The organism is Aeromonas sp. R1-1, assembly GCF_040908495.1.
Taxonomy (GTDB): domain Bacteria; phylum Pseudomonadota; class Gammaproteobacteria; order Enterobacterales; family Aeromonadaceae; genus Aeromonas; species Aeromonas veronii.
Map to the genome: position 1 here is coordinate 1 of NZ_JBFODV010000056.1, position 16,584 is coordinate 16,584.

Here is a 16,584-nt window from a genome sequence, read left to right on the forward strand (position 1 = left end):
GGGGGGGAGTGTCAGCTGCGTCAGCCGTTACTGGTAGCGGCCAACCGCGATGGGGGACTCCTGCTCAATCTGGCCAAGGCGCTCGGCCCACTGGGCGAGCCAGGCTTCCCGCTCTTCTTGCGAGACCCGCACCGGGGCATAGCAGATATGGGGGCGCAGCACGTCAAAGCCGACAAATTGCAGGATCCCGCGCTGGATGGGGCGCAGCACCCCGTCGATATCGCCGTTGAAGCCGCCGGGCAGATAGGTCTCGGCAGGGCCGCCGGTGGTCAGGCTCAGCAACGCCCGCTTGCCGCGAAACTTGCCGCTCTCGTAGATATGGCCCTGACCATAAACCCGCCCCATGGCAAAGACCCGATCCACCCACCCCTTGAGAATGGCGGGCAGGCCAAACCACCAGAGCGGGAACTGGAAGATCAGCAGGTCGGCCGCCTCCAGCTTTTGCATCTCCTGCTCCAGCTGCGGGGCAAAGCTGCCCTGCTCGGTGGCAGCCAGCTCTTCAAGCTGCAGCTTGAGAAAATCGGGATCGCTGGCGGCGGTGAAGTTGCGCCGATCCGAGACGGGATCAAAGCCCATGGCATAGAGATCGCTGGTCATCACTGTGTGGCCCGACTGCTCCAGCGCCCTGATGGCGTGGCAGAAGAGGGCACCGTTGAAACTTTTGGGTTCGGGATGGGCATAGACGATAAGCACCTTCATAACAGACTCCGTGGCAAATGATGCGAGGGTGACAGGCTTGGTTGCTGAAACAGTTGAGGGCTTGAGGCTGTGTCACAGCATAGAAGCCTGCCGCGCCGATTGCAGCAGGCGCCACGCCCTTGCGTGACGCCTGCTGGCGCAACTTATGCCTGACAGGCAGCGAGCCGGAGGGCTTCGCGGCGCTCGCTGACATGGGTCAACCCGTAGGCCAGCAGCACGATAAGGGCGCCGATCCAGGGGGTGTGCATCAGGCCGAGGTGCTCTACCACCAAGCCACCGACCACAGATCCGAGCGCAATGCCGACGTTGAAGGCGGCAATATTGAGGCCCGATGCCACATCCACCGCCTTGGGGGTGTGCAGTTCGGCCTGCTTCACAACCAGTACCTGCAGACCCGGCACGTTGCCGAAGGCAAAGGCGCCCCACACCAGCACGGTGAGCACCGCCAGCACCGGATGGGGTGCGGTGAAGGTGAGGGCCAGCAGCACCAGCGCCAGACCGGCAAACAGCAGCTTGAGCGCCGGCAGGGGACCCATCTTGTCGGCCAGCTTGCCACCCCAGATATTGCCGACGGCGACCGATACCCCGTACACCAGCAGGATCAGGCTCACCGCACCGGCGCTAAAGCCGCTCACCTGCTGCAGGATGGGGGCGAGGAAGGTGAAGGCCGTGAAGGCGCCGCCATAACCGAGGGCGGTTTTGGCGTAGACCAGCAGCAGCGGCTTTTTGGTCAGTACCGAGAGTTGTTCGCGGATGGTTGAGGCTGCCCCCTTGGGCAGGTTATTCGGGATCAGCAGCAGGCTACCCACCATGGCGACGAGGCCGAGCAGGCTCACTACCAAAAAGGTTTCACGCCAGCCAAAGACCTGACCAATCCAGGTGCCAAGCGGTACGCCGGTCACCAGCGCCACGGTAAGGCCGCTGAACATGATGGCGATGGCGCTCGCCGCCTTCTCTTTGGCCACAAGACCCGTGGCGATGGTGCTGCCCACCGAGAAGAAGACTCCGTGCGCCAGTCCGGTCAGGATGCGGGCCACGATCAGGCTCTCGTAACCGGGGGCTTGCCAGGCCAGCAGGTTGCCGGCGGTAAAGAGCGCCATCAGCCCTACCAGCAGCCACTTGCGCGGCACCTTGCCGGTCAGCGCCGTGAGCACAGGGGCGCCGATGGCAACCCCAAGGGCATAGAGGCTGACCAACAGGCCCGCCGAGGGGAGCGAGACATTGAGCTGCTCGGCGATGGTGGGGATGAGCCCCACGATCACGAATTCGGTGGTGCCTATAGCAAAGGCACTCAGGGTAAGGGCAAATAACGCCAGTGGCATAACAACTCCTTGGTTAGGGACTCCCGACGGGAGAATGGCGCCAGTATGCCGATGGGTTTTGTTGGCAAAAATGACGGTGACATCAAATTACTTTTGCCAAATCAGCAGCAATGGCGATGGGTGGGAGGGGATTGTGTTGCCCGCGGCGTGAGCGCAACGCAGTGATCTGCCTCGCAGAACGGGATGAACGCTGCTCCTTTTCTGAGCTTGCTTAAGCTCCAGTACAAGCTGGCAGCCATAGGATTTTCCCTGTGAAACCCGTGTGTGTTGAACCCATGCGCGCCGGTGTTGTGATGGCCGTGCGTTTTCATCGACAGGCAATATCCAGCTGACAGGTAACATGATGATATTGAATCGACTCTCCTCTCTTTTGCTGCTGTGCGGCGCCTTTGCGGTACAGGCTGGCCAGAGCGATCCCCTCTCTGCCTGGAATGACACGGCAGCCAAGCAGGCGATCACCCGCTGGGTAACCAATGCCACCGATCAGCAGCAGGCCACTTTTATTCCGCCAGAGAAGCGCCATGTGGTGTTTGACAATGACGGCACCCTCTGGCCGGAAGCGCCCATGACCTATCAGCTGCAGTTTGCGATGGACGAGATCAAGCGCCTGGCGCCGGAACACCCGGAGTGGAAGGCCGACCCCATCGTCGCGGCAGTGCTGAACAACGACCTCAAGGCCGTGGCCAAATCGGGGGAGAAGGGGCTCGCCAAGCTGGTGGGACTGACCCACAGCGGCATGACCACCACCGAGTTTGCCGAGCGGGTCACTCGCTGGGTCAACAGCAGCAAGGATCCCCGTTTTGGCTGCCACTACGATCAGCTCGGTTATCTGCCGATGAAGCAGCTGCTGGGGTATCTGCGGGATAATGGCTTCCAGACCTGGATTGTCTCCGGCGGCGGCGTCGATTTTATGCGGGTGATGTCCGAGCAGATGTATGGCATCCCGCCCCAGCAGGTGATTGGCTCCTTTACCCTCGGCGAGTTTGCCCTGACCGGGCAGGGCAGCGAGATCCGCAAGACCATGAACGGCGCCTATTTCGATGACAGCAAGGCGAAACCGGCCGCCATTCACCTCTTTATGGGGCAGCGTCCGGTCGGCGCCTTTGGTAACAGCGATGGCGACGTGCCCATGCTGCAATACACCTCGACCAACCCGGATTACCACACTTTTGGTTTGTTGGTGCACCACACCGATGCCAAGCGCGAATACGCCTACGACAGCCATCCGCCAGGCAGTGGCAAACTGATCGACGGGCTGGCGCAGGCAAAAGCACGGGGTTGGGTGGTGGTCGATATGAAATCAGACTGGAATCAGGTATTCGATCCCGCCCTTTGCCAGAACGCGCCCTGATTGCGGGGCTGTATCTGGCATCAATGTGGTGACTGGACGTTCAGCAAGCGCTGCAAAGCGTGAGGCAAGAAAAGAGACAGGGAGAGCATGATGCTCTCCCTGTTTTATCTGGCTTGCTGGCAGAGCCAGCCTTTCTTTCGCGTTAGTCTCACGCCTTTCGCGTCAGTCCCACGCTGGGGCAAAGTCGGGATTGGCGCAGCGCTCGCCCCGATCCAGCGTGGCGATGGCGGCCATCTCCTCGCAGCTCAAAGTGATATCGAGAGCGGCCAGATTGGCGGCCTGATTCTCCCGTTTGGTGGAGCTCGGGATCACTGTCATGTCCTGCGCTAGCAGCCAGGCCAGCGACACCTGCGCCGCCGATACCCCGTGGCGCTTGCCAATCTCCATCAGCAGCGGCTCGCTCAGCACCTTGCCATAGGCGAGCGGCATATAGGCGGTGACGGCGATACCCTGGGCTTTGCAGAACTCGACCACCTTGCGGTTTTGCAGCAGTGGATGAACCTCGATCTGCTGGTGGGCGATGGCCCCCGGCCCCAAAATCTCGATAGCCTGTTTGAGTTGAGCCACGGTGAAGTTGGAGACCCCGATCTCCCGGGTCAGGCCCCGGGCCTTGGCCTCGGCCAACTGCTCCAGATAGACTGCCATCGGCACCTCATCCTTGGGGGAGGGCCAGTGGATCAGCGCCAGATCCAGATAGTCGGTGCCCAGTTTTTCCAGGCTCACCTCCAGGCTCGGGATCAGCTTGCCCGGGCCAAACTCGCTGGTCCACACCTTGGTGGTCAGGTAGATCTCGTGACGGGCAACAGTGCTGCGGGTCAGCACGGCGCCGACTTCGGCTTCGTTGTCATAGATCTGGGCGGTATCGATATGGCGATAGCCCAGCTCCAGACCGTTGGTCAGGGTGGCAAGCAGCGGCTCGCCCTTCAGGCGGAAGGTGCCCAGACCCATGGGTGGCATATTGATCATCTCGTTCCTCAATGGGGTGGTGGTTGGCCCTTGATGGGCTAAGTGGAAAGTGGCACAGGGGCCAGTCAGGCGCCCAGCGGCTGATAGCGGCGAATGGTGCTGCTGGCAAACCTGGGCTCGGCCTTGGCGACAAATTCGGTAAAGTGGGGCTGACCCTGATGGGCGGTGAGGGCCGCTTCGCTCTCCCACACCTCGTAGAGCATCCAGCTGTTTGGATTGTCCAAGTCCTGATGCAGCTGATAGCGCTGGCAGCCCGCCTCTTGCAAGGTGGCCGCAATCAGCGGCTCAAGGGCGGCGCGAAACTGGGCGGCGAATTCGGGTTTGGCTTCAAGCTGGGCAATCACAATCACGGGTGATGACATCTGAACCTCCTTGGCAAAAACGAAGGGTCAGTATGCCTGCCGTGACTTGCAGGAAACAGGGCGCTGGTCGCAAAACAGTATTGAGGGGAGAGCAGCAATAGCAGTAGTGAGAAATTTTTATGAATGATTGTCTGAATTTGTAGTCAACAACCCTTTTTCTGCATGAGTCACCAGCTCACCTTCGTGGTTTGTGCGTTCAATGGCAAACCACCTAAAACCCGCAAAGAGATATTTGCGGCCCGCATGGACGCTTTGATCCACTGCTTATCTCACAGTGAGGGCACAACTGTTTGATCATCTAGTGAACTACTTGATTATTTGTGGCTATGAACGTCCAAGCTATGGCCAATCATTACAAGGCTGCCATGATGGCCGGATGAAGCTTTTTTGCGATCACCATGCCCAGGAAAATGGAGGCAAATAGAGGGAGAGGGTCCCAGCTTCGTCGATAGCTGCGCCAGTTGCCATTGTGGTGGCGGAAAAGCCTGTAGGCGAGAACCAAGAGGCCAATGGCGGTTTGGATGAGGCAGTTAATTGAAAAGCTGATAAAAAATTTAACGAAATCTGGCAAGGTGAGAGTCCGAGTCTGTGAAAGTGTGTTCTTCAGAGCCTGTATTGCACCCAGTTTCAATCGGCAGCAGGAGCTTTAACCTTCTTCTGCTGTGCCTTCACTGATGTGCTGGTGCTCCAACTGCTCCCATGGGGTCAATCCAAGCTGCCGGCGTTTGAGCCAGAGTCCAATTAAGGTGAAAAGACCAAATACGCCAGCGAACATGGCTGTGTTGAACAGGGCTGATAAAAGATCCCTTCCCTCTGGATGCCAGACGAATGTCCACATAATCAGACCCCATAACGGCGCAATAGAGAGGCCGGAACAGAGGAAATTGGTAAGCCAGCCCGCGTAATAAGGCGGCTTGACGGGGACGCCGAGTTTACGCAGCAATTTGAACAGCCACGGATTGTAGTGAAATTCCTTGAGGCCACTGTCAGCCAGTAGTTGATGGGCAATAGCCAGCCGTTCTTCAAACTCCATTAATGTATCACCTTGATAAGATGGCTTCATACGATTCCTTTTGATGGCATTCTACTGATTAAACAGGGTGAGAGATAGTGATTCTCTCTGGTTATTTCTCTTCGAAAAACAAGATCGTCTCTCTGAGCACGCTTGCCAATCCACAGCAGCTACGCCTATAAAGGCCCATAACTCTTGTCCGGATAACAGCAATGAAGACCCATTCTGATGAACTGACCCTGTTTGTGGCGGTGGTGGAGGCGGGCAGTTTTCGCCAGGCGGCGGAGAACCTCGGCATGGATAACTCGGTGGTGAGCCGTGGCATCAAGCGGTTGGAGGAGAAGCTCTCAACCGTTTTGCTCAATCGCACCACCCGCCGGGTCAGCCTGACCGAGGAGGGGAGCTGGTTCTATCAGCGGGCGGTGAAGATCCTGACCGAGATGAGCGAGGCGGAGGGGCATCTGCTGATGCGCCGGGAACAACCCGAAGGGGTGTTGAGAGTCGATGCGGCCACCCCCTTTATCCTGCACCGGCTGGTGCCGATCATCGGCGAGTTTCGCCGCCGCTACCCTGCCATCGAGCTGCAACTGCACAGCTCGGAGGGCTTTATCAATCTGATGGAGCGGCGGGTGGACATGGCCATCCGCATCGGTGAGCTGACCGACTCCTCCCTGCGTGCGCTGCCCCTTGGCCGTTCGCGGCTGCGGCTGCTGGCCTCTCCCGCTTATTTGAGCGAGCGCGGCACCCCGCGCCAACCGGCGGATCTGCTGAGCGGTCACGAGCTGCTCGGCTTTTTGCATCCCGATCACCTCAACCACTGGCCGCTGCTCAGTGCCGAGCAGGGGGATCGCTTTGCCATCACCCCCAGTCTGCGTGCCAGCAGCGGTGAAACTTTGCGTCAGCTGGCGCTGGCGGGGCAGGGGATTGTCTGTCTGTCGGATTTTATGACCGGGCCGGATCGGGAGAGCGGCGCGCTGGTGGAGGTGCTGGCCCGCAGTAACAGCGGCGCCTCGCGCCCCATCAATGCCGTCTTCTACTCCGATGCCCAGCGGGATATCCGACTGCGGGTCTGGCTCGATTTTCTCAAAGAGCAGCTGGGCAGCCATACTCTGTAGTTCAGGTTGGTTTGTGCGGTTTGTTTGAACGGTGGGTCGCTGCGGTTTGCTTGGCGAAGAACAAGCCGCGCCTTCGTTGCAGCCCATCAGCATTAGCCAGGTGGCAGATAAACAGACGGCCGACTTGAGGGTCGGCCGCCGGTTCGGGAAGGTGTGTGAGTTGAAGTGCAGTTAGCGGGGCAGTTTGCCCCATACTCGGTTGAGCAGGGCGCCGCCGATCACCGGCGGAATGGCCAGCAGCAGGGTCCACTGCCAGGAGAGGCCGCCGACGGTGGCGGCCAGTACGATGCAGGTGAGCACCACCAGCTGGGCCACCATCATCAGGAAGGTGCCTTCGCGGGGGGTCAGTGTCTCTTTTTGAGTGGCGACGTGAGCTACGGGCGCTTGATTGGTGGTCGGTTTCATGGCGATATCCCTCTGTTGAGTCTGATATCACTAAGCAATGGCCATTCCACATTTTTTCATGTTAATTATCAATGATTTGCGAGTTTTGTCGTCATTCCCGTTTCGAGAGCGCAGGCAAAATGATTTGCAAAATGAAAACGCCACCCTGAGGTGGCGTCTTGGTTATTGAGAGGGAGAGAGGGAAGCTGCGGGTCTAGCCAATCCGGTATTGGCGGATCTGCTCGTCGATGGCTTTGGCCAGTTCGAACAGTTCGCGGCTGGCGGCATTGCTCTCCTGTGCGTGTTCCCGCTGGTGTTCGGCCACCATGGCCAGCTCGTCGAGCGCCGTTCTGGCTTGCCCCATCTGTTGATTCTGCGCCTGCGCCAGCGCGCTGATTTCGTTGATCTCGAGGGCGGTCTGGTTGATCTGGCTGGTGGCATCAACCAGCACTTCTCTGGCCTGATTCATCCGGTTGTATCCCTCTTCGCTCAGGTTGCGTGAGTCTGCCATCGAGCTGCTGGCCTGCCGCGTTCCCTCCTGCAGGCGCAAGATAAGATCCTGCACATCCTTGGTGGCGGTCTGGGTACGCACCGCCAGTTGGCGTACCTCGTCGGCCACCACTGCAAAGCCCCGTCCCATATCCCCCGCCCGGGCCGCTTCGATGGCCGCATTGAGGGCCAGCAGGTTGGTCTGGTTCGAGACATCGCGGATGAGGTTCATGATCTGGGTGATGTTGTTGCTGTCTTTCACCACCTCATCGAGCAGGGCCGAGGAGCTGCCGATGCTGCTGCGCAAGCTGTCGAGTTGCGCGGCGCTCTGGGTCACATCCTGCTCGATGCTGAGCATATGGTTGGCGATGCGTTGGGTTACGTCGTTGACCCCTTCAGAGCGGCTGGCGATCTGCTCGGCGTTGTCGCCGATGGTGGTGACCACAGTGGTCAGTTCCTGAATGCTCTGGGCCTGCTGACACGCTTCTCCTGCCAGTGCCTGGGCCTGCTGCATGGATTGGGACGACTGGGCGGAGAGGGCGCTGCCTGACTGCTGGAAGCGGGAGAAGCTCTGGTTCAGGCTCTGGATCAGCTGATTGAAGCTTTGGGCCATCATGCCCAGCTCCGACTCGTCAGAGAAGTCGAGGCGGGTCGCCAGATCCCGATCGGCGGTGATGTGGTGCATGCCATCGGCTGCCTGACGAATCGGGCGACTGATGGAGTGAGCCAGCCAGGCGGAGGCCAGCATGGCGATCCCGCCGATGGCGAGCGACACCATGATGATGAGCTGGCGGGATTCCTGCAGGCCCTCTTCCAGCTCGGCGCTGTTGATCTCGCCAATCAGCAGCCGGTTGAGGGTGGGGATGTAACGCACCGCGATGAGGTAGGTTTGCCCCTCCAGTGTTAGCGCCTCTACGGCCACCTGTTCCCGGGCATTGGGAATAAGCCGCTTGACGGTATCGAGGAAGGATTGCTGGTGGTGGGCGGCGCCTTCCACCTCCTGCTCGGGGTGGATCTCGATATTGCCCTCCATGTCCGCCAGATAGACCTGACCACTCTTGCCGATCCGGTAGCCGCTGATGAGCTTGCTCAGGGCGCTCATGTCGATGGAGGTGCCAGCCACCGCCAGGGTCTTGCCCTCGTGGGTGACGGCGGTGTTGATATAGAGGGAGGCGCGCTTGTCAAAATCCGAGATGTCGAGGTTCAGCTCATAGGGTTTGCTGCGTTTGAGAAAGCCGAAAAACCACCCATCTTTCGGGTCTGATTCGCTCAGCGATTTTTGGGCTGTTGGGCCGCCGCTGAAGTTGATCAAGGTGCTGCTCTGGCGGGGGGCGATAAAGACGTTGCCGCCGATCCGCCGTTGCAGATCCTGAAAGTAGCGTTCCATGGCGGGCCACTCTTGCTCTGGCATACCAGCGGTCAGCCAGTCGATGACAAAACGGTTGCTGGCTAGCGCCTGCGCCTCGGTCAGGTGCTGGATAAGCTGCGCGGTCAGCTGGTTGGCAATGCGATCCACACTGCTTGGCAGCTCGTAGCGTTCGACCCGCTGCTGGGCCTGACTGTGGGATATCTGCTCGAGGATCAAGGTGATGCAGCTGATGGCGATGGCCATCAGTATCGCCACGCCAGCGAGGATCCGGGTGCGGATCCCGAGCCCTGACCAGAGTGAGTGCAGTGTAAAACGGTGTATCGCCCTCTCCATATCGCTCTCCTCATAAATAAGGTCGCATATGCGACCCAGATGATGATTATAGATAGAGAACTCAATTGCGTTGTGGCGGATGGTGACAACAGAGGGTGGCAGAAAAACAGGAGGGAGCAATGAGCGGGGAAGGGGGCAGAAACCGGCAAGGGAAAGCATAAAAAGAGAGGCCGACATTGCGGTCGGCCTCTCTGGGGTTTATCTCAACGGAATGTCGGATGCCCGATCAATCCTCTTCAGCCCAACGGCGTGAACGCTCAACCGCTTTTTGCCAGCCGCTGTAACGTTTGGCGCGATCGTCTCTGTCCATCTGCGGGATGAACTCGCGGTCTACGCTGAACTTGTCTTCCAGCTCGTCCGAGCTCTTCCAGAAGCCGACTGCCAGACCCGCCAGGAAGGCGGCGCCCATGGCGGTGGTCTCGATGCGTGTCGGACGCACCACCGGGGTGTGCATCATGTCAGCCTGGAACTGCATCAGGAAGTCGTTGGCTACAGCGCCGCCGTCTACTTTCAGCGCTGCCAGCTTGATACCGGAGTCCTGCTGCATCGCATCCAGCACATCGCGGCTCTGATAGGCGATGGATTCCAGCGCGGCACGGATGATGTGGTTGTGGTTGGCACCGCGGGTCAGGCCGACCATGGTGCCGCGAGCATACGGATCCCAGTAGGGAGCACCCAGACCAACGAAGGCCGGTACCAGATAGACGCCGTTGGTGTCACCCACCTTGGAGGCGAAGTAGTCGGTATCGCGGGCATCGTGAATGATCTTCAGCTCGTCACGCAGCCACTGGATGGTGGCGCCGCCCATGAACACTGCACCTTCCAGTGCGTAGTTCACTTCCCCTTTCGGGCCGATGGCAACGGTAGTCAGCAGGCCGTTGCTGGAGCGAACCGGCTCGGTGCCGGTGTTCATCAGCATGAAGCAGCCGGTGCCGTAGGTGTTCTTGGCCATCCCTTTTTCAAAGCAGAGCTGGCCGAACAGGGCAGATTGCTGGTCACCGGCAATACCGGCGATGGGGATGCGGGAGCCGCCGCCACGGGTGGTGTAGCCGTACACTTCGGAAGAGGGTTTCACTTCCGGCAGCATTGACATGGGGATGCCCAGCTCGTCCAGCATCTTCTCGTCCCACTTCAGCTCGCGGATGTTGTAGAGCATGGTACGGGAGGCGTTGGTCGGGTCGGTGACGTGCACTTCGCCATTGGTCATCTTCCAGACCAGCCAGGTATCGATGGTGCCGAACAGCAGCTCACCGTTCATCGCCTTCTCGCGGGCACCTTCCACGTTGTCGAGGATCCACTTCACCTTGGTACCGGAGAAGTAGGCATCCAGCACCAGACCTGTGTTCTCGCGAACGTACTCTTCCAGACCGCGTGCTTTGAGCTCTTCGCAGATGGCGGCGGTACGGCGGCACTGCCAGACGATGGCGTTGTAAATGGGCTTGCCGGTGGCCTTTTCCCAGACGACGGTGGTTTCACGCTGGTTGGTGATACCGATGGCGGCGATCTCTTCGCTGCGCAGGCCGGTCTTGGCCAGCACTTCGGTAAAGACGGAGGATTGGGTCGCCCAGATCTCCATCGGGTCGTGCTCTACCCAGCCCGCTTTCGGGTAGTGCTGGGTGAATTCGCGCTGGGAGGTACCGACAATGTTGGCATCCTGATCAAACACGATGGCGCGGGAAGAGGTGGTTCCCTGGTCCAGAGCGACGACATATTTCTTTTCAGCAGACATGATGTTCTCCACGTTTCTATTTTCCACGTTTTTATACGTTGGAGGGGGCCGCTCTTATGCGGCAGCCTCTTCTTTGGCGGTTTGGGTCGCTTGCTCGGTGGTGACGACACGGTTGCCCGGGACGCAGGGAGCCAGCACTTTGACATACAGAGCGGTACCAATCTGGGCGCCAACGATGGGGCCAAGGATCGGAACCCAGAAGTAGGGGTTGTCACGACCACCGGTCAGGGCAACATCACCCCAGCCAGCAAAGAACGCGAACAGTTTCGGACCAAAGTCACGGGCCGGGTTCATGGCAAAACCGGTTAACGGGCCAAGGGAGGCGCCGATCACCGCGATCAGGATACCGATCAGCAGAGCGGCTGCGAAACCTTTGGGGGCGCCATTGTTGTTGTCACCCAGCGCCATGATGCCCAGCATCAGGACGGCGGTGATCACCAGCTCGACGGCAAAAGCTTGCATGTTGGTCAGCAGGGCATTGGGATAGGTGGAGAAGATCCCGGCGGTGCCGAGGCTCTCGACGCTGCCGCGCACCACGTTATGGGTCACTTCCCATTGGGTGAAAAGGTTACCATAAAGGAAGTAGACAAGGGCGGCGAAGCAGAAGGCACCGGCCATCTGGGCGATGATGTAGGGGACCACCTTGCGCTTGTCGAACCCGCAGAAGGTCATCAGCGCCAGGGTTACAGCAGGGTTCAGGTGAGCACCTGAAATGCCGCCGGTCACATAGATGGCGATGGCCACACCCAGACCCCAGGTAATGGAGATTTCCCACTGCCCGAAGTTGGCGCCTGCCAGCACTAGTGCAGCCACACATCCGACGCCGAAAAATATCAGCAGGCCGGTTCCGATAAACTCGGCGATGCACTCGCCAAGCAGGGTATTGGGTCTTTGTATGCTCATACTTTTGTTCCTTATATCCACCCGTAGAGGTTTGATGTTCCGTTTTATCTTTTTGTGTCTATCCGTTGCTGCCGAAAACGTTTCCTTGTTGTTTTTGCGTCTTGCGCAAACGTTATGCTCGTTTGCGCTCGTTATCGGTCGTGACAGAAAATAACCCTTCCCAATAATTTCACCATCCCCCCTCCATAGGAAATGTGGACAAGATCCCACTCATTGCTAAGAAAATGTGACGTAAAGCATCTTGATAACCGCCAGTTACCACTTAGGGGGTAGCTCGCAACCCTTGCCACACAAGGGCTGGCGCTTGCTGAGTGATTTCTCATTTGGAACTTTTATTTGTAATAAAACTGCAATATTTGAGCATGCATCACAGATTAAATGAGCGCATATGAGCACAATAGGCTCGCTTACGAATTAGTGGACTCACATGATTCGTTGGAATGGTCAGGGCATCCTCAACCGCCCATAACAACAATAAGGAAGCAGAACATGCTTAGTCTCTTCAGGCCTGCGGCGCACATCGACAGGCTCCCGGCTGACAAGGTCGATCCCTTCTACAAACGCATGCGTTGGCAGGTGTTTTTCGGGATCTTCTTCGGTTACGCCGGCTACTATCTGGTACGGAAAAACTTCAGTCTGGCGATGCCCTATCTGGTCGAGCAGGGCTTCTCCCGTGGTGATCTCGGTTTCGCGCTCTCCGGGGTCTCCATCGCTTACGGTTTGTCCAAGTTCCTGATGGGGAACGTCTCTGACCGTTCCAACGCCCGTTACTTCCTCTCCGCCGGTCTGCTGCTCTCGGCTGCCATCATGTTCATGATGGGTACCATGCACTGGGCCACCTCCAGCATTGCCATCATGTTTGTGCTGTTGTTCCTGAACGGTTGGGCACAGGGCATGGGCTGGCCGCCCTGCGGTCGCACCATGGTGCACTGGTGGTCACAGAAAGAGCGCGGTGAAGTGGTTGCGGTCTGGAACGTGGCGCACAACGTGGGCGGCGGCATGATTGGCCCGCTGTTTATCCTCGGGATGGGCTGGTTCAACGACTGGCGCAGTGCCTTCTATGTGCCTGCGGCAGCTGCGGCCGCCATCGCGGTGATCGCCTTCTTCGTGATGCGTGATACCCCGCAATCGGTCGGTCTGCCTCCTATCGAGGAGTACAAGAACGACTATCCGAAGGATTACAACGAGAGCCACGAGCAGGAGTTCTCCGCCAAGGAGATCTTCGTCAAGTACGTGCTGCACAACAAACTGCTGTGGTACATCGCGATTGCCAACGCCTTCGTTTACCTCATTCGTTACGGTGTGCTGGACTGGGCGCCAACCTACCTGAAAGAGGCCAAGCACTTCACCGTCGACAACTCCTCCTGGGCTTACTTCCTCTACGAGTGGGCCGGTATTCCGGGCACCCTGCTGTGTGGCTGGATCTCTGACAAGATGTTCCAGGGCCGCCGTGCACCGGCCGGTATCCTGTTCATGGTGCTGGTGACCCTGGCTGTACTGGTTTACTGGTTCAACCCGGCCGGCAACCCGACCATCGACATGATGGCGCTGGTGGCTATCGGCTTCCTGATCTACGGTCCTGTCATGCTGATCGGCCTCTATGCTCTTGAGCTGGCACCGAAGAAAGCAGCCGGTACTGCGGCAGGTTTCACCGGTCTGTTCGGTTATCTGGGCGGCGCCGTGGCAGCCAACGCCATGCTGGGTTATACCGTTGACCACTTCGGTTGGGATGGCGGCTTCATGGTGCTGACCGTCTCCTGCGTGCTCTCCATCATTCTGCTGGCGATGACCCTCAAGCATGAGAACATTGCCGTTGCGGCCAAGAAAGCGGCTGCCCATAAGGCATAAAACGTGATCCTCAGCTTATTGATCCCAAAGGGGATCAGGTAAACTGCCAAAAGGCCCCGCATCTGCCGGGGCCTTTTTTTGTCTCATCATCGGAGTGCAAGCGTGAAGCAAACCCAACGACATCTGGAGATCCTGGACGTCCTGACGCGGCAGGGATTTGTCTCGACCGACGATCTGGTGACCCACTTTGACGTCAGCCCCCAGACCATTCGCCGGGATCTGAACGATCTCGCCGAACAGAACAAGATCCGGCGCCATCACGGCGGTGCCTCCCTGCATTCGAGTACCGTCAATACCGCCTACAGCGCCCGTAAAGTGATGCAACTCAAGGAGAAAGAGCGCATCGCCCGCGAGGTAGCGGCCAATATTCCCGACGGCTCATCGCTCTTTATCGACATAGGTACCACCACCGAAGCCATTGCCCGTGCCCTGCTCGATCACCGCGAGCTGCGCATCGTTACCAACAACCTCAACGTGGCCAGCATTCTGACGGCCAAGGATGACTTCACCGTCATCATTGCCGGTGGCGAGATCCGCAACCGCGATGGAGGCATCGTGGGGGAGGCGACCCGCGACTTTATCGGTCAGTTTCGCATGGACTATGGTGTCATCGGGATTTCGGGGATCGACAACGACGGCTCCCTGCTCGATTTCGACTATCACGAGGTGAAGATCGCCCAGGCCATCATCGCCCACTCCCGTCAGGTGTTCCTGGCCGCCGACCACACCAAGTTTGGTCGCAATGCCATGGTCAATCTGGGCAATCTCAGCCAGATCCACGCCCTCTTTACCGATCAGGAGCCACCGGAAAAGCTGGCGCGATTGATGGCGCAACACCAGATCGCCTGCCACATCTGCTGACGGCGAAACACGCCAAGGCTGTGCCGGTCGCCCGTCAGGGCGGCCTCCTTTCTCTTTCTCTCCCCCAGTCCCGCACTCATCTCACCCCTTTATGGGTATTGCCAAAACCACTATTCAATCAGGTTTTTTTGGCTATTAACCCGCCGGTTTTGGCCCGACGCCATTCGGTCACTTGCCGTATCACTTTTGCCACCTCTGGCGGGCTGTGGCGATCACACTTTCGCCATAAAATGTTCGTTTGTTGTATTTTCATGTTCTAAAATGAGCGAAATCAAACATTGCTGTTATAGCAATCATAAAAATGAAAGTAGGTGAACATGAGCGAACATTATGATCTGGTCGTCGTCGGTGGCGGCATCAACGGGGTCGGCATCGCAGCCGATGCGGCAGGACGGGGTCTGAAGGTTGCCCTGTTTGAGGCGCAAGATCTCGCCTCTGCCACCTCGTCCAACTCCAGCAAGCTGATCCACGGCGGTTTGCGCTATCTCGAGCATTACGAATTCCGGCTGGTGAAAGAGGCGTTGGCGGAGCGTGAGGTGCTGCTCGGTATGGCGCCTCACATCGCCCGTCCCATGCGTTTTCGCCTGCCGCACCGCCCGCACCTGCGTCCGGCCTGGATGATCCGCGCCGGTCTGTTCCTCTATGACAATCTGGCCAAGCGCGACAAGCTAAAGGGGAGCTGTGGCGTGCGCTTCCTGCCGCAAGATGGTTTGACCGCAGGGATCAACAAGGGGTTTGAATACTCGGATGCCTGGGTCGACGATGCCCGGCTGGTTGTGCTTAACGCCATGATGGCCCGTGACAAGGGGGCCGACGTGCAGACCCGCACCCGTTGCATCAAGGCGGTGCGCGGTTCCAAACACTGGACGCTCACTTTGGAGCGGGAAGGGGGCGAGCAGTTCACCGTCACCTGCCGTGGTCTGGTCAATGCGGCGGGCCCCTGGGTCAAGACCTTCTATGACGAGAGCCTGCACGAGAAATCACCCCGTGGTATTCGCCTTATCAAAGGCAGCCACATGATAGTGCCGCGCATCCATGAGCGCGAAGAGGCCTATATCCTGCAAAACGAAGATAACCGTATCGTCTTCGTCATCCCTTATCAGCAGGACTACTCCCTTATCGGCACCACCGATGTGGAGCACCACGGCAGCCCGCGGGAAGCGAAGATCAGCGAGGCCGAAATTACCTACCTGTGCAAGGTGGTCAACGCCCACTTCACTCGCCAAATTGCGCCGCAAGATGTGATCTGGACCTATGCCGGGGTGCGTCCGCTCTGTGATGACGAGTCAGACTCGCCGCAAGCGGTAACTCGTGACTACACCCTCGAGCTCTCTGGCGAGTCTGACGGTGCGCCGCTCTTGTCGGTGTTTGGCGGCAAGCTCACCACCTATCGCAAGCTGGCGCAGGCTGCCTGCAACAAGCTCAAGCCCTGGTTCAGCCAGATGGGGGATGACTGGACTGCGACCAGCCGTCTGCCCGGCGGCGAGTTTGACTGCTCGGTACGCGAGCTGGCCCGCGCCTTTGCGCTGGAGTTTGACTGGCTCGATGATCGCAGCGCCCTGCGCATCGCAGAGGCCTATGGCGCCCATGCCCGTCTCTGGCTGAAAGAGGATCGCGGCATTCACTTCGGTGGCGGCCTGTACGAGTCGGAAGTGCGTTATCTCATCGAGCGGGAGTGGGCCTGTTCACTGGAGGATATCCTCTGGCGCCGCAGCAAGCTGGGGCTGCGCCTGAACGACTCAGAGCAGCAGATGCTGCAGATCTGGCTCGACCAATACCATCAGGCTCTGCGCAAGGCGAGCTGATGAGTGACGGTGGGCAGTGCGCTGCTGCCCACCGTT

The 16,584-nt window shown here is 58.8% G+C and carries 15 protein-coding genes; 5 read left to right on the forward strand and 10 right to left on the reverse strand.

What is annotated here, in order from left to right; all coding sequences use genetic code 11:
- Nucleotides 1-27: 27 nt before the first annotated feature.
- Both AB5Y92_RS03170 and AB5Y92_RS03175 read right to left on the reverse strand, forming a co-directional pair.
- Nucleotides 28-699 (reverse strand): NAD(P)H-dependent oxidoreductase, encoded by a 672-nt coding sequence (locus AB5Y92_RS03170; RefSeq protein WP_270656694.1) that lies wholly within the window; start codon nucleotides 697-699, stop codon nucleotides 28-30.
- A gap of 143 nt (nucleotides 700-842) precedes the next feature.
- On the reverse strand, nucleotides 843-2,021 hold the full coding sequence (locus AB5Y92_RS03175; RefSeq protein ID WP_104014451.1) for an MFS transporter: 1,179 nt from the start codon (nucleotides 2,019-2,021) through the stop codon (nucleotides 843-845).
- Nucleotides 2,022-2,361: 340 nt separating this feature from the next.
- On the opposite strand from AB5Y92_RS03175, the gene AB5Y92_RS03180 reads away from it, so the two are divergent.
- Nucleotides 2,362-3,372: an HAD family hydrolase gene (locus tag AB5Y92_RS03180; RefSeq protein ID WP_368225530.1), complete on the forward strand. Its 1,011-nt coding sequence runs from the start codon at nucleotides 2,362-2,364 to the stop codon at nucleotides 3,370-3,372.
- Between the two features lie 162 nt (nucleotides 3,373-3,534).
- Here AB5Y92_RS03180 and dkgB read toward each other — a convergent pair whose 3' ends face one another.
- From dkgB to AB5Y92_RS03200, 4 genes are all read right to left on the reverse strand, one after another.
- Nucleotides 3,535-4,338 (reverse strand): 2,5-didehydrogluconate reductase DkgB, encoded by an 804-nt coding sequence (gene dkgB / locus AB5Y92_RS03185; RefSeq protein WP_338454479.1) that lies wholly within the window; start codon nucleotides 4,336-4,338, stop codon nucleotides 3,535-3,537.
- Nucleotides 4,339-4,403: 65 nt separating this feature from the next.
- The gene (locus AB5Y92_RS03190; RefSeq protein ID WP_368225532.1) at nucleotides 4,404-4,700 is read right to left on the reverse strand and encodes a putative quinol monooxygenase; all 297 of its coding nucleotides are present in this window, start codon (nucleotides 4,698-4,700) and stop codon (nucleotides 4,404-4,406) included.
- Between the two features lie 352 nt (nucleotides 4,701-5,052).
- Nucleotides 5,053-5,271 (reverse strand): hypothetical protein, encoded by a 219-nt coding sequence (locus AB5Y92_RS03195; RefSeq protein ID WP_159163860.1) that lies wholly within the window; start codon nucleotides 5,269-5,271, stop codon nucleotides 5,053-5,055.
- A gap of 75 nt (nucleotides 5,272-5,346) precedes the next feature.
- On the reverse strand, nucleotides 5,347-5,733 hold the full coding sequence (locus AB5Y92_RS03200) for a DUF6404 family protein (RefSeq protein WP_005359671.1): 387 nt from the start codon (nucleotides 5,731-5,733) through the stop codon (nucleotides 5,347-5,349).
- 191 nt (nucleotides 5,734-5,924) lie between these two features.
- On the opposite strand from AB5Y92_RS03200, the gene AB5Y92_RS03205 reads away from it, so the two are divergent.
- Nucleotides 5,925-6,827: a LysR substrate-binding domain-containing protein gene (locus tag AB5Y92_RS03205; RefSeq protein WP_005359673.1), complete on the forward strand. Its 903-nt coding sequence runs from the start codon at nucleotides 5,925-5,927 to the stop codon at nucleotides 6,825-6,827.
- Between the two features lie 171 nt (nucleotides 6,828-6,998).
- Here AB5Y92_RS03205 and AB5Y92_RS03210 read toward each other — a convergent pair whose 3' ends face one another.
- From AB5Y92_RS03210 to AB5Y92_RS03225, 4 genes are all read right to left on the reverse strand, one after another.
- Nucleotides 6,999-7,232 (reverse strand): hypothetical protein, encoded by a 234-nt coding sequence (locus tag AB5Y92_RS03210; RefSeq protein WP_204383566.1) that lies wholly within the window; start codon nucleotides 7,230-7,232, stop codon nucleotides 6,999-7,001.
- Nucleotides 7,233-7,425: 193 nt separating this feature from the next.
- Entirely contained in the window at nucleotides 7,426-9,402 is a 1,977-nt protein-coding gene (locus AB5Y92_RS03215) for a methyl-accepting chemotaxis protein (protein ID WP_069526682.1), read from the reverse strand.
- A gap of 226 nt (nucleotides 9,403-9,628) precedes the next feature.
- Entirely contained in the window at nucleotides 9,629-11,131 is a 1,503-nt protein-coding gene (glpK, locus tag AB5Y92_RS03220; protein WP_368225535.1) for a glycerol kinase GlpK, read from the reverse strand.
- Between the two features lie 54 nt (nucleotides 11,132-11,185).
- Nucleotides 11,186-12,034, reverse strand: coding sequence for an MIP/aquaporin family protein (locus AB5Y92_RS03225; protein WP_005350866.1), 849 nt, complete (start codon nucleotides 12,032-12,034; stop codon nucleotides 11,186-11,188).
- A gap of 489 nt (nucleotides 12,035-12,523) precedes the next feature.
- Here AB5Y92_RS03225 and glpT point away from each other — a divergent pair, with 489 nt between their 5' ends.
- The 3 genes from glpT to glpD all read left to right on the forward strand — a co-directional run bounded on the left by glpT (nucleotide 12,524) and on the right by glpD (nucleotide 16,548).
- Nucleotides 12,524-13,882, forward strand: a complete 1,359-nt coding sequence (gene glpT / locus AB5Y92_RS03230; RefSeq protein WP_194496673.1) for a glycerol-3-phosphate transporter — start codon at nucleotides 12,524-12,526, stop codon at nucleotides 13,880-13,882.
- A 102-nt stretch (nucleotides 13,883-13,984) separates the two neighbouring features.
- The gene (locus AB5Y92_RS03235; RefSeq protein ID WP_005337538.1) at nucleotides 13,985-14,743 is read left to right on the forward strand and encodes a DeoR/GlpR family transcriptional regulator; all 759 of its coding nucleotides are present in this window, start codon (nucleotides 13,985-13,987) and stop codon (nucleotides 14,741-14,743) included.
- Nucleotides 14,744-15,060: 317 nt separating this feature from the next.
- Entirely contained in the window at nucleotides 15,061-16,548 is a 1,488-nt protein-coding gene (gene glpD, locus AB5Y92_RS03240; RefSeq protein WP_368225537.1) for a glycerol-3-phosphate dehydrogenase, read from the forward strand.
- Nucleotides 16,549-16,584 lie beyond the last annotated feature (36 nt).

Excerpts from the sequence above, each read along its gene's own strand:
- AB5Y92_RS03170 (WP_270656694.1), bottom strand. The coding sequence starts at position 699 with ATGAAGGTGCTTATCGTCTATGCCCATCCCGAACCCAAAAGTTTCAAC.
- AB5Y92_RS03175 (WP_104014451.1), bottom strand. The coding sequence starts at position 2,021 with ATGCCACTGGCGTTATTTGCCCTTACCCTGAGTGCCTTTGCTATAGGC.
- AB5Y92_RS03180 (WP_368225530.1), top strand. The coding sequence starts at position 2,362 with ATGATGATATTGAATCGACTCTCCTCTCTTTTGCTGCTGTGCGGCGCC.
- dkgB (WP_338454479.1), bottom strand. The coding sequence starts at position 4,338 with ATGATCAATATGCCACCCATGGGTCTGGGCACCTTCCGCCTGAAGGGC.
- AB5Y92_RS03190 (WP_368225532.1), bottom strand. The coding sequence starts at position 4,700 with ATGTCATCACCCGTGATTGTGATTGCCCAGCTTGAAGCCAAACCCGAA.
- AB5Y92_RS03200 (WP_005359671.1), bottom strand. The coding sequence starts at position 5,733 with ATGGAGTTTGAAGAACGGCTGGCTATTGCCCATCAACTACTGGCTGAC.
- AB5Y92_RS03205 (WP_005359673.1), top strand. The coding sequence starts at position 5,925 with ATGAAGACCCATTCTGATGAACTGACCCTGTTTGTGGCGGTGGTGGAG.
- AB5Y92_RS03210 (WP_204383566.1), bottom strand. The coding sequence starts at position 7,232 with ATGAAACCGACCACCAATCAAGCGCCCGTAGCTCACGTCGCCACTCAA.
- AB5Y92_RS03215 (WP_069526682.1), bottom strand. The coding sequence starts at position 9,402 with ATGGAGAGGGCGATACACCGTTTTACACTGCACTCACTCTGGTCAGGG.
- glpK (WP_368225535.1), bottom strand. The coding sequence starts at position 11,131 with ATGTCTGCTGAAAAGAAATATGTCGTCGCTCTGGACCAGGGAACCACC.
- AB5Y92_RS03225 (WP_005350866.1), bottom strand. The coding sequence starts at position 12,034 with ATGAGCATACAAAGACCCAATACCCTGCTTGGCGAGTGCATCGCCGAG.
- glpT (WP_194496673.1), top strand. The coding sequence starts at position 12,524 with ATGCTTAGTCTCTTCAGGCCTGCGGCGCACATCGACAGGCTCCCGGCT.
- glpD (WP_368225537.1), top strand. The coding sequence starts at position 15,061 with ATGAGCGAACATTATGATCTGGTCGTCGTCGGTGGCGGCATCAACGGG.